The 11,677-nt window shown below is 35.1% G+C and carries 11 protein-coding genes; 5 read left to right on the top strand and 6 right to left on the bottom strand.

Annotation, left to right across the window (positions count from 1 at the left end; translation table 11 throughout):
- The 3 genes from GQN54_RS01385 to GQN54_RS01375 all read left to right on the top strand — a co-directional run.
- Window positions 1-1,314: RHS repeat-associated core domain-containing protein (locus GQN54_RS01385; protein ID WP_160631207.1), on the top strand; the 1,314-nt coding region annotated here is incomplete at its 5' end.
- A gap of 40 nt (window positions 1,315-1,354) precedes the next feature.
- Complete coding sequence (locus GQN54_RS01380; RefSeq protein WP_160631205.1) at window positions 1,355-1,882, top strand: toxin-antitoxin system YwqK family antitoxin; 528 nt, start codon at window positions 1,355-1,357, stop codon at window positions 1,880-1,882.
- A gap of 229 nt (window positions 1,883-2,111) precedes the next feature.
- Window positions 2,112-2,486 (top strand): hypothetical protein, encoded by a 375-nt coding sequence (locus tag GQN54_RS01375; RefSeq protein WP_160631204.1) that lies wholly within the window; start codon window positions 2,112-2,114, stop codon window positions 2,484-2,486.
- A gap of 129 nt (window positions 2,487-2,615) precedes the next feature.
- Here GQN54_RS01375 and GQN54_RS01370 read toward each other — a convergent pair whose 3' ends face one another.
- The 4 genes from GQN54_RS01370 to GQN54_RS01355 all read right to left on the bottom strand — a co-directional run bounded on the left by GQN54_RS01370 (window position 2,616) and on the right by GQN54_RS01355 (window position 6,168).
- Entirely contained in the window at window positions 2,616-3,767 is a 1,152-nt protein-coding gene (locus GQN54_RS01370) for a T9SS type B sorting domain-containing protein (RefSeq protein WP_160631202.1), read from the bottom strand.
- Window positions 3,748-4,296 (bottom strand): RNA polymerase sigma factor, encoded by a 549-nt coding sequence (locus tag GQN54_RS01365; RefSeq protein ID WP_207554780.1) that lies wholly within the window; start codon window positions 4,294-4,296, stop codon window positions 3,748-3,750. Before GQN54_RS01365 ends, GQN54_RS01370 begins: the two co-directional genes overlap by 20 nt.
- A gap of 110 nt (window positions 4,297-4,406) precedes the next feature.
- The gene (locus tag GQN54_RS01360; RefSeq protein WP_160631200.1) at window positions 4,407-5,462 is read right to left on the bottom strand and encodes a sensor histidine kinase; all 1,056 of its coding nucleotides are present in this window, start codon (window positions 5,460-5,462) and stop codon (window positions 4,407-4,409) included.
- A gap of 28 nt (window positions 5,463-5,490) precedes the next feature.
- Window positions 5,491-6,168 carry a response regulator transcription factor gene (locus tag GQN54_RS01355; protein WP_160631198.1) on the bottom strand — a complete coding sequence of 226 codons (678 nt, stop codon included), beginning with the start codon at window positions 6,166-6,168 and terminating at the stop codon, window positions 5,491-5,493.
- A gap of 278 nt (window positions 6,169-6,446) precedes the next feature.
- Between GQN54_RS01355 and GQN54_RS01350 the strand changes: the two genes are divergently transcribed.
- Together GQN54_RS01350 and GQN54_RS01345 are read left to right on the top strand one after the other, a co-directional pair.
- Window positions 6,447-7,652, top strand: a complete 1,206-nt coding sequence (locus GQN54_RS01350) for a hypothetical protein (RefSeq protein ID WP_160631196.1) — start codon at window positions 6,447-6,449, stop codon at window positions 7,650-7,652.
- Window positions 7,653-7,761: 109 nt separating this feature from the next.
- Window positions 7,762-10,653, top strand: a complete 2,892-nt coding sequence (locus GQN54_RS01345; RefSeq protein ID WP_160631194.1) for a TonB-dependent receptor domain-containing protein — start codon at window positions 7,762-7,764, stop codon at window positions 10,651-10,653.
- Between the two features lie 81 nt (window positions 10,654-10,734).
- Here GQN54_RS01345 and GQN54_RS01340 read toward each other — a convergent pair whose 3' ends face one another.
- Both GQN54_RS01340 and GQN54_RS01335 read right to left on the bottom strand, forming a co-directional pair.
- Window positions 10,735-11,196, bottom strand: a complete 462-nt coding sequence (locus tag GQN54_RS01340) for a toxin-antitoxin system YwqK family antitoxin (protein ID WP_160631192.1) — start codon at window positions 11,194-11,196, stop codon at window positions 10,735-10,737.
- 131 nt (window positions 11,197-11,327) lie between these two features.
- Window positions 11,328-11,636, bottom strand: coding sequence for a carboxypeptidase-like regulatory domain-containing protein (locus GQN54_RS01335; protein ID WP_160631190.1), 309 nt, complete (start codon window positions 11,634-11,636; stop codon window positions 11,328-11,330).
- Window positions 11,637-11,677 lie beyond the last annotated feature (41 nt).

The raw sequence follows: 11,677 nt of genomic DNA, 5'->3' as shown, positions 1-11,677 counted from the left end.
AGGATTAGAACAGCCATTACCGATTATATGTTATCTCCATATGAAACTGATAATTTAGTATTTACTCCAATAGAAGAATCTGAAGAGATGGAAATGGAATTAGAGTCTGAAATTTCAAATGGGCCAGAGTACGCACCCAACCCTGAAATGTCAATGGAGTTAACTTCTCCCAATCAATTGATTTTATTTAGAGGTGCAAATGGTAAAACCTATAGTACCACTCTTGGCGCATTTTATGAGGGCGAAGAAGCCTCAAAAGCACCAGATGCAAGTGCAGATTGGACCAATAGAATTAATTTATCAGGAGGTGCTGATGCAAACTGGGGAACGAATGGAAATTTTATTGAATCACCTTCAAAGGTAGATTACTACCGTTACGACCACTTAGGCAATACCCGAGTAGTGTATGAAGCAGAATGGGATGCTGATTTAAATCAAGTGAAATTCAACCTGAAAGGGGCTTATGACTACTTCCCTTATGGTAAAATCTTGAGGAGCTACGTTCCCGGAAATGGTTATGAACGATACTTAACTACACAGCACGAAAGAGACGCTGAAACCATTTCTGAGAATAACGCAGGGACGGGGTTAGATAACCGTGGAGCACGATTCTATGATAGTGATGTAGCGAGGTTCTTATCCCTAGATCCTGCGGCGGCTGAATATCCTTCTTGGAGTGATTATAATTATGTGTTGGGTAATCCAGTGATGTTTATTGACCCAGATGGGAAGAGAGCTGATAATTGGCAACTTAATGATGATAAATCATTAACTCTTTTGAAGTTGACTAATGATAAAACACATAATATATTTAATTCAGATGGTAAGCTAGTTAAATCTACTCATATGGATAAAAGAGACTTTTCAGATCAGTACAGTTTAGAGATGGATGGAGGAAAGGCTGTGAATGGAGCTGTTGACTTTTACACTTCCCTTACTAGAGCTGAGAATAATGATGCTTTTAATCAAATGAGTCAGAGAGCTGATGAATTGAACTTTGAAGGAGGTTCTGCTCAAATGTCTATGTTAAAAATTCACGGAACATTAAATAATACTGATAATATTATTGAAGGAGTAATCGGTTCAGTAACAGCTAATGTATTAACAGCTTTCAAAGGAAATAATGCAGGACCAGGCTTAGGTGGTATTTCAAAACTTTATAGTGGACTTACAAAAGGAAATAGTTTGTTTAATGATATTAAAAATTTTAGCATCAAAACATATGATGATTTTACAAAAGGTGTTGAGAAAATGTATGATGATGTTAGTAGGGAGTTAAATAAAGCGCAAGACATCAATATGTATCAAAAATAGTTAAAGAATGAATTTTTTTTGGATAAGCATAATAGTATTAATGAGTTTTGTCTCGTGTGAATATAAAGATTCACAAGTTTCTCAATCATATTACTCTAATGGAATTAAAAAAGATAGTGGTAGGTATCTTTCCGGAATGAAGCAGGGAATATGGAAGTATTGGTATGAGAATGGTAATCTAGCTTCTATTAGACAATATCATGATGGAAAAGAAGAAGGAATTTCCAAATCATGGTATAATGATGGTAATCTAAAAGATAGTAGTTACTATTCTGGAGGAAAGTTTAGTCAATATTGGTATTCATTTTATAAAAATGGTAATATTAACTCAATGCAATTGTATGACTCTTCTGGTAAAACAAATGGGAAATTCAAACTATACTATGAGAATGGACAAATTAAGCAAGAAGGAGAAATTCTTCAGGGTAATAATTTTGGTAAATGGATAGAATATTATCAAAATGGAGTTCCTTCAGTCATACAATATTATGATAGGGATGGAAATAAAGATAGTACTTGGTTGGAGTTTAACTTAGTCGGAGATACAATAGGCGTTTTAGAATATTAGACTCTATGATTCAAGAATAGTAAGATTCTAGCGATTTTCGATGCTTTTCCTAACAACTAAACAACCCAAGTTCTCGCTTGGGTTGTTTTATTTGGCAGAGTCCAAGAAATTTTCAGCGTAGTCTTTAGCAGCAATTAAGAGGTCTTGATTTTCCTTTTTAGAACCCCAAACATAAAGCTTAGTGAAGAATGATTGAAACCCCCGTTCTCGCGCGATTGTATCGCGGCTGATGAAGCGATTGTACTCTTTTTTAGCTCCAAGTGGAGGAGGCGGAGAAGGAGGCGGAGAAGGAGAAGGAGAAGGCCCAGGTAGTGGAGAAGGTGAGCTCTATCTTTCATCAGAGCAAGTCTACATCCGAAACCATACTGGTAGTTTAATGGCGGTGATTAACCAAGAGTATACTTTTGAGCAGACGGCTACAAGCACTACTTCTTTGCCCACTCATGGAGCGGGGCAATTGGGAATGTACAACCAATCGGATGGAACGTATGAATACCATTTAAAAGACCATTTGGGAAACATACGAGCCACCACACAAGGAGAAAAAAATGGAGAATCGGAAATCAATTTGCTCAGTATGCAAGATTGTCTACCATCACAATAAAACACACAGATTACGAGACAACGCTAACGAATTTACGCCATCAGAAAAGCCACCCCTGAATCTACGATTGAAAGGTGGCTATCTCCTAATTTAAATTATTAGGCATTTTTATTTCATTATTAGGGAGCATTAGCGTTTTAGAGTTAATGTTCCCTTTTTTATTGTTTCTGTTTTACCTTCTATTTTGTAGGTAATAATATAGAAATAAATTCCTGTTGATGCATATGAGCCGTCCGGATTGGTTCCATCCCAAAAGCCATAGGAACCTTCCCATTGATGTATTAATTTACCTGATTGATCTAGAATAGCGACTTCTAATTTTTCAAATTCTCCATCAATTCTAAAAATATCATTTTTACCATCTTGATTAGGAGTGAAGATGTTAGGTGGTGTTAAATCAAACTCCTCAATTGCTGTAATGGTTTTTGATGAAACTTTTTGTTTACCATCGCTATCAGTAATCGACAACAGTAATTCATAGGATCCGGCCTTTCCAATGGTATACGAACTAGCCTTGGAATTGCTAATCAGTACTCCATTTATTTTCCACTCATAATGTGACGATTTAAACTCACTACTGAAGTCAATTGAAAAAGGAACTGTGCCCTTCGATGTACTCAAAATTATTTTTGACTCAATTGGTGTGTTGTCTTCGTCAGTTTTATTGCTTTTTTCTTCAGTGCTCGCTGTTTTACTTTCTTCAGTTTTGCTACTTTTTGAATCTGTTTCTGTCACCGATTTTTGTTCAATATTCAAACCAGCTTGAGAAGTAGATTTATCAGATTTTGATTCATTTACTACTTTAGTTGCTGTTTTGTTGTTATTTCTATGAGCTGTTTTGCTTTCCTGATTGATTATATTTGGCTTTAGTTGGGTATTTATTTTTTCTTCTGCTATTTTATTCGATTTTAGTGTTACGTCAGTCGATTCAGTTTCATTTTTTACAGCAGTTGTGATTTGTGGAGAAGATTCATTTGTTACTATTTCTTTTGGGGTAGTATTCTCTTCAACATTAGGATGTTGATTATAGTTAATCAATATTGCTGTTCCTACCGTTGCGACTGTAATAATAGCAGCGACAATTGCGACTTTCGCTCCAATGCCAATGGTAGATTTTGCTGCTGTAGCGGCCACAGAGGTAGCTGCAGAAGATTTGATTCCTGCTTTTACACCAGCCCAAACTTTGTCGCCAGCAGGCTTTTCAAAGTTTTTAAACCCTTCTTTAAAAAGGTTTTCTATGTCGTGATTTGGATTACTCACTTTATATCGTATTAATTTCATCTAATTTCTTTTGCAAAAACAATTTAGCTCTTGAATATTGAGATTTGGATGTGTTTTCAGAGACGCCAAGTTGTTCGCCTATTTCTTTGTGGGTATAGCCCTCAATTGCATATAAGTTAAAAACAGTTTGGTAGCCGACTGGCAAAGATTGAATAATTTGCAACAAATCCTCTGCTGCCATACTCTCTAATATAATTGTTTGGTCGGCTAAAAAATAATTTACCTCGTCAACATCAACATGAAACTTTTCATGTTTAACTTTTCTCAAATAATCCAATGCTGTATTCACTATTATACGTCTTATCCAACCTTCAAATGAGCCTTCTCTTGTATAGGTGTCTAATTTATCAAACACTTTGATAAACCCATCTTGAAGCACATCTTGAGCTTCTTCAAATGTCTTTACGTACCTCAATGTAACCCCCATCATCTTTGAAGAGTATAAGTTGTAGAGCTCTTCTTGTGCCTTTTCATTTAGCTGAAGGCATCTATCTATCAACTCTTCTTCGGTCATGCAGGTCTTGGACATTTTCTAGATTATACAGCTTTTCAATAGATGAAATTAAGCATAGAATGGTTGCATCACTAAATTAAAATAATTCTATTTTGTTAAAAAAAGATAGGGGGGAAGGCGAAGACTTACTTTTTTGTCGCTTTTGCCAAAGTAAATGAGAAGGTAGCGCCTTTATTTAGGCTACTTCGAACATTTATAGTTTGTTTGTGTGCCTCTATAATGTGTTTAACAATAGCTAATCCTAATCCTGAGCCACCATCATTTCTAGATCTACTTTTCTCGACCCTATAAAAACGTTCGAAAAGGCGAGGTAGGTGTTCTTCAGAAATTCCATCTCCATTATCCGCAACTTCGATTAAAACATTTTCATCAAAATCGAAGAAACGAATTTCTGTTCTACCTCCTTCCTTCCCATAGTATATGGAGTTTATAATAAGGTTAGTTAAAACTTGAGTTATTCTAACTGGATCAGCCTTAACCCAAAGAGGCTTTTCATCAATAACTTTAACTATGAGTTTGATGTTTTTCTCTTTTGCTTTGAATTCTAAAGAATCAATGACTTCATCTAATAGCTTGTAAATATCTACTGTTGAGAATTGCATGGTTAATTGAGACGTCTCCAGCTTTGCAATTTCATCTAAATCACTCACCATATCGATCATTCGATCCACAGATTTTTCAGCTTTTTGTAGGTAGGAAATATTTATTTTAGGGTCTTCTAGCCCACCTTCCAAGAGCGTTAATATATACCCTTGAATACTAAAAAGTGGTGTTTTTAATTCATGAGATACATTACCTATAAATTCTCTTCTGAATTTTTCCTGATCAGTTAGTCGTTCGATTTCACGTCGATTTCTTAAGTCCCACTCAATCACATCTTTTCTAACTTCTGTTAGGATATCTTTATCCACATCAATTTCTTCGATTACTCCTTTTTTTCGCCCAACTTTTAAATTGTGGATGGTTTTGTATATGATTTTAATCTTGCGATCGATGAAGTTGGCAATGGCCCAAAGAAAAATGAAATAACAGGCAGTAAAAGTTATTGCGAATAAAATAACAGGCATCCACCAAACAAATGCTGAAGTGAGACCCCATATTATGGTAAAAAGCACACTAAGGATAGCTCCTAAGATTAAGGAAATTTGCTTAGAAAGCGCCCGTGGGGTAATGTTATTCATAAAGGAAAGGTAAGAAATTTAGTGGGTTTTATGCTTCAAATTTATACCCTACACCTTTCACCGTTTTTATGAACTGATCGCCTAATTTTTCTCTTAATTTTCTGATGTGGACATCAATGGTTCTATCACCAACTACTACTTCTCCACCCCAAACACTATCTAAAATTACTTCTCTTGTGAATACTTTTCCTGGTTTAGACATTAAAAGGGCTAACAATTCAAACTCCTTTTTAGGTAGATTATAATCTACTCCGTCTTTACTCATTAAGTAACGCTCTCTATCTATAGAGACCCCATTAGCCTCGAATTCAATTTTTTCTTCTTGTGTACTTCCTTTGCGTCTTAGTATTGCTCGAACTTTACTTACTAAAACTCTCGGCTTTACAGGTTTAGTGATGTAGTCATCGGCTCCAGCATCAAACCCTGCAATTTGTGAATAGTCTTCGCCCCTAGCCGTAAGAAAAATAATTAGAGTGTCTTTTAAAGCTGGCATATTCCTCATCTGATGACAAGTTTCCATGCCATCCATCTCTGGCATCATTACGTCTAAAATGATTAAATCTGGTTTTACTTTTTTTGCGATCTCTATGGCTTCTTTTCCATTTGAAGCGGTGGTTACTTCAAAGCCTTCTTTTTTAAGATTATAACCTATAAACTCTAGGATGTCTTGATCGTCATCTACAAGTAAAATTTTCTCTACACTCATTACTTATTCATTATTAGTAGTTACGTTATCGCAAAGCTAACCCAAGGTGAACCGGGTAATGTTAATTTAAGTTTAAATAATTGGAATATAAAAGTACTGCTAATATAACGGGGAAAATAATTAATACCATAATTATATCTCTGATAAAAAACCTCTATTAACATTAAATTAAAGTAGCGATAAGTTTTTAATAACGGCTATAATACACCAGGATAATACTTCGCTCTCATCTTTGCGGTGTGAAAAAAATCAAATTGAAAACTAATTATTCAAAAACAATGAAAAATTTTAGATTAACCAAAAACGCATTTGCAGCTGTATTTTTTGCTACAGCATTAACTGTATCCTTTACATCTTGTAAGGACGATGATGATCCGATTGTTATTGCTCCAGTAGATAATGGCAATGTATTAGTGTCAAGTAATATTACAACTAATACAACTTGGGAAACAGGTAAAGTATACCAATTAGGTGGAAGAATCTCAGTAGTTAATGGTGTTACATTGACTATTCAAAAAGGTGTAATTGTAAAAGGTGAAGCAGGAACAGGTGCTAATGCAACTGCTTTATTAATTGCTAGAGGTGCTAAATTGATGGCAGAAGGAACTGCTACAGAGCCAATAATTTTTACTTCAGTTGCTGATGAGATTGCTCCTGCAGATATCGTAGCGGGTAATTTTGCTTCTCCAAACTTAGATCCTACTCAAAATGGTTTGTGGGGTGGTTTAATTGTTTTGGGAAAAGCCACTATTTCTGCTTCTAAGACAGAAGTTCAAATTGAAGGAATTCCTACTTCAGATCCAAATGGTTTATATGGAGGAAGCGAAGATGCAGATAATTCAGGTGTACTTAAGTATATTTCTATTCGTCATGGTGGTTCTTTAATTGGAGCTGGTAATGAGATTAATGGATTAACATTAGGTGCAGTTGGTTCAGGTACTACTATTGATCACATTGAGGTTGTTGGAAATCAAGATGATGGAATTGAGTGGTTTGGTGGAACTGTTAACGTAAGTAACGTTGTAGTTTGGAATGCAGGTGATGATGCAATTGATACTGATCAAGCTTGGAAAGGTACTTTAGATAACTTCGTTGTAATTACTCCTACAGGTCATTGCTTTGAGTTGGATGGTCCTGAAGGTGCATTGCCAGGAAGTCATACAATTAAGAACGGTACTGTTGTTGCCTCTGATACAGCTTCAGGTCATGTTTCCGAAGATTTGATTAATGTGGATGCTAATTCTGAAGTATCTTTAGAGAATATTCAAATTAGAGGAATCGCTGACGGACAAAAAATTAATAGAGTTACCGCTCCTTTAGTTTCTTTTACAGACATTACTTTAGATGTTCCTTCTGCTGATTTAGCTAACTATGTGAATGGTCCAGTTCCTGCAGGAGTTACTTCCGGTTCTATTGGAAGAGCGAATGTTTCAAATTTTGGATGGACATGGGCTAGTAAAGCTAATAAGCTTTCAGGACTATAATAAGAATTATAAGAATAGAAATTGTCATACAATTAATTTCAACAGACTTGCTAATTTAGCAAGTCTGTTTTTACGTTTTCAGACCTAACAAAAATTAACAAGGATTAAAATGAAGAATGTCTTACTTATTTTATTAGTATTTAACTCATTAGTTGTTTTCTCTCAAAAAGGAACTATAAGAGGTACCGTGATTGAGGATGCAACAGGTGAAACTGTGATTGGCGCTAGTGTAGTTATTAAAAACACAATAAATGGAGTGTCCACGGATCTTGATGGACAGTTTTCACTTCAAGTAGAGGAAGGTACTTATGATTTAGTGGTTTCTTATATTTCCTTTGAGAGTTTAACAATCCAGTCAGTAATTGTAAAAAGTGGTGAAGTTACTTTACTAAATAATATTAGAATGCGGGAGAATAGTCTTCAGCTTGGTGAGGTAATGATTACTGCTACGGCTACTAGAAAGTCCGAAGCAGCTATTAATACCATGAAGAAAAAATCCGTGTCCATGATGGATGGGATATCAGCTGAAAAGATGAAAATGACTGGAGATGCTACTGCTGTTGAGGCTGCCAAGCGAGTTACTGGAGTTTCAATTGAAGGTGGAAAGTACGTTTATGTAAGAGGTCTTGGTGATAGGTATACTAAAGTAACTTTAAATGAAGTGGATATTCCAGGCTTGGATCCTGACAAGAACAGTCTTCAGATGGATATCTTTCCAAGTAATTTGATAGATAATATTGTAGTTTCAAAAAACTTTACTGCGGATATGCCGGCTGATTTTACAGGAGGTATTATGAATATTGAAACTAAGGCATTTCCAGAAGAAGAATTATTTACTGTTTCGGCAGGATTTTCTTATAACCCTCAAATGCATTTTAATTCTGATTTCATAAGTTCTGAAGGAAGTTCAACTGACTTTTTGGGTTTTGATGATGGAACTAGAGCTTTACCGGAGAATGCAAAGGCAGCAGTTATTCCAACTCCCTATAATGGCGCTACTCCAGAGCAAGTAAACTCATTTGTAAATGAGTTTAATCCTGAATTAGGCGCTACAAAACAAACAAGTTTGATGGATTTTAGTGGAAGCTTATCTTATGGAAATCAAATTAAACTTAATAGTGATAATTCCAAGAATCCTAAATTGGGATACATCTTTTCTTTGTCTTACAAAACAGATTATAAGTATTACGATGATGTAACTTATGGAGAATATCAAAGAAAAAGCGATCCGAATGATAATGAGTTGGTTTCTGCTAATTTACAGGAAGGTGTCTTAGCGGAAAAGAATGTGTTAGTGGGTGCATTAGCTGGTGTAGCGTATAAAACCAATTTGTCAAAAGTAAGGTTGACTGTGATGCACTTGCAAAATGGTGAAAGTAAAGCAGGGCAGTTTAAGATTGATAATAATCCAGAAGGCGTAGGTCAGTCGGGTTATTTTGCGGAATCAAATAACCTTGAATACAATCAACGAACTTTGAGTAACTTGCTATTAAATGGAACTCACAGAATTAATACCTCAGGATGGGAAATAGATTGGAGAGTTTCTCCTACCTATTCAACCTCAAACGATCCAGATGTAAGATCAACTGCATTCACACAAACTGCAACAGATACATTTTTTGCAGCCGGTGGAGGAGGTTTGCCTTCAAGAATATGGAGGTCACTGCAAGAGGTAAATGTTACTTCAAAAATAGATTTGACAAAGGATTATAAACTATGGGATGAAGATGCCAAATTAAAGTTTGGAGTAAGTCATAATTATAAGAATCGTAACTATGAGATTTTGCGCTATGATGTTCAATTTTTCTATCCGCAACAGTGGAATGATTATGATCCGAATAATATCTTGACTGCTGAGAATCTATATCCCAATAGACCCAATGGTATTTTTTACCAATCAGGAAATGCAGACCCCAATCCAAATGCGTATGAATCGAGTGTTAATAATACGGCAGTATATATTTCAAACGAGTTTAGCATTACGCCGAACTTGAAGTCTATTGTTGGGATACGTGCAGAGAACTATGTACAAAAACATACTGGTAGGGATATTGCCTATGCAACTGGAGATGAGGTGAATGGTAAGAACCTAGAAGACGAGAAAGTGTTAGAGTCGCTAGACTTTTTCCCTTCAATTAATTTAATCTATGCAATTGCAGAGGAGCAAAATTTGAGATTTGCTTTTTCTCAAACAATTGCTAGACCATCATTTAAGGAATTGTCTTTTGCACAAATCTTGGATCCTATTTCTAATAGATCGTTTAATGGTAGTTTATTTACCTATTCTGATTGGGATGGAGAGCTGGTAGTTACTAATGTAAATAATATAGACTTTAGATGGGAAAAGTTTATGGAAAGAGGCCAAATTCTTTCTGCTAGTTTATTTTATAAAACTTTTAAGAATCCAATTGAATTAGTGAGAATTCCCGAACAACAAACAAGTACTGAATTTCAGCCTAGAAATGTTGGAGATGGTCAATTATTGGGACTTGAGTTGGAAGCCACGAAAAGTTTAGCTTTTATTTCTGAAAAAATTCAAAATTTTAGCGTGAGTGGAAACTTAACTTTGGTACAATCAAGAATTGATATGACTGATAGAGAGTATAACGCAAGAAAGGAATATGAAAGAACAGGAGAGTCGATAAAGAATTACAGACCAATGGCTGGCCAAGCTCCGTATGTTGTGAATTTTGGATTGAGTTATGGAGATGTAGAGAAGGGGATTCAAACCGGTCTCTTTTACAATGTGAAAGGAGCCGCTCTTCAGATTGTTGGTTCAGGATTAACTCCGGATGTTTTTCAAGATCCTTTTCATAGTTTGAATTTCGGATTCAATAAGAAGTTAGGGGAAGATAGAAAGACAGCAATTGATATTAAAATTGCGAATATCTTAAACGATAAAGTAGAAAGTGTTTTTAAGTCGTATGAGGCTGCTGATCAAATTTTCAGTAGTTTAAATCCTGGAATTACATTTGGGATAGGTATTACGCACAAATTTTAAGACATTAGGATTTCAAAATGATTTAGACACAAAAAAAGGGTCGATTTAATAGAATCGACCCTTTTTTATTTTGAGCTTTTGTTAAAATGTTTTTTCTGATATTAGGTTTTCATTTTCATCCCACATATACCACGTATCTGTCTTATTCCCATTTTCATAAACCATTTGGTAGCGCATTTTTCCATTCTCGTCCCAAATAAACCATTTGCCATCTTTCTCACCTTTATTGTAGTGAGCTTTTGCTGTCATCGTCCCATTTTCATCCCAACGAATCCATTCTCCATCTTTTTCATTGTTGGTGTATTGACCTTGTTCTTTTTTTGCTCCATTTTCATAGAAGAATACTACTTTGCCCTCTAGCGTACCTTTATTGATGGAGTAAATTGCTTTGGTTTTATTATTCTCAAACTGTTCCTTGTATTCTCCTGTGTATGGTTTGCCTTCTACTGTGTATATATCTCCTGTTTTTTTTATGTTCTCTTGTGCTATTAGGTTTCCTAATGACATTAAAACTATCCCTATCAGTGCTATCCCTGTCTTCATTGTTTTATATTTTTTTGATGTGTTGATACAAATATAACCAATTCTTAACATTAAGATAACATAAGCTAAAAAACTTAACATAAAAAAGGCTTAGCTGATATCAGCTAAGCCTTCATGAGTTCTTGGTTTATTTATTTTTCGTCTAGAACGATTGTTAGTTCATTTTCAGTTGAAGACACTTCAATGCTTTTGTCTTCGTAGGATACAAAAGAAACCTTAACCGATTTTCCGGCTGCGTTGTTAATTTCAAAGTTTCCATCGAAGTCGGTATATACTTTTTCAGACATTCCTTCTATAGAGATTAATGCTCCAGCAATTACTTCGTTATTGCTATCCATCACTTTTCCTTTCAAAGTAGAAGTGGAAGTATTTTTGCCACCTGCAATAGCAGTCATTGATGTTGTTAGAATGATTGCTGCTGTTAAAAAGATATTTTTCATAGTTGTTATTATTATGATTCAAAAGTAACTCTGTTTTCCAA

It is taken from the genome of Acidiluteibacter ferrifornacis (assembly GCF_009909615.1).
Classification (GTDB): Bacteria; Bacteroidota; Bacteroidia; order Flavobacteriales_E; family Vicingaceae; genus Acidiluteibacter; species Acidiluteibacter ferrifornacis.
The sequence above is the reverse complement of the archived record's forward strand: the minus strand, read 5'-3'. Positions and strand labels throughout refer to the sequence as shown.

What these genes read in the sequence shown, in the direction of transcription:
- GQN54_RS01335 (WP_160631190.1), bottom strand. Translation starts at nt 11,636, where the DNA reads ATGAAAAATATCTTTTTAACAGCAGCAATCATTCTAACAACATCAATG.
- GQN54_RS01345 (WP_160631194.1), top strand. Translation starts at nt 7,762, where the DNA reads ATGAAGAATGTCTTACTTATTTTATTAGTATTTAACTCATTAGTTGTT.
- GQN54_RS01360 (WP_160631200.1), bottom strand. Translation starts at nt 5,462, where the DNA reads ATGAATAACATTACCCCACGGGCGCTTTCTAAGCAAATTTCCTTAATC.
- GQN54_RS01355 (WP_160631198.1), bottom strand. Translation starts at nt 6,168, where the DNA reads ATGAGTGTAGAGAAAATTTTACTTGTAGATGACGATCAAGACATCCTA.
- GQN54_RS01375 (WP_160631204.1), top strand. Translation starts at nt 2,112, where the DNA reads ATGAAGCGATTGTACTCTTTTTTAGCTCCAAGTGGAGGAGGCGGAGAA.
- GQN54_RS01340 (WP_160631192.1), bottom strand. Translation starts at nt 11,196, where the DNA reads ATGAAGACAGGGATAGCACTGATAGGGATAGTTTTAATGTCATTAGGA.
- GQN54_RS01370 (WP_160631202.1), bottom strand. Translation starts at nt 3,767, where the DNA reads ATGAAATTAATACGATATAAAGTGAGTAATCCAAATCACGACATAGAA.
- GQN54_RS01365 (WP_207554780.1), bottom strand. Translation starts at nt 4,296, where the DNA reads ATGTCCAAGACCTGCATGACCGAAGAAGAGTTGATAGATAGATGCCTT.
- GQN54_RS01380 (WP_160631205.1), top strand. Translation starts at nt 1,355, where the DNA reads ATGAGTTTTGTCTCGTGTGAATATAAAGATTCACAAGTTTCTCAATCA.
- GQN54_RS01350 (WP_160631196.1), top strand. Translation starts at nt 6,447, where the DNA reads ATGAAAAATTTTAGATTAACCAAAAACGCATTTGCAGCTGTATTTTTT.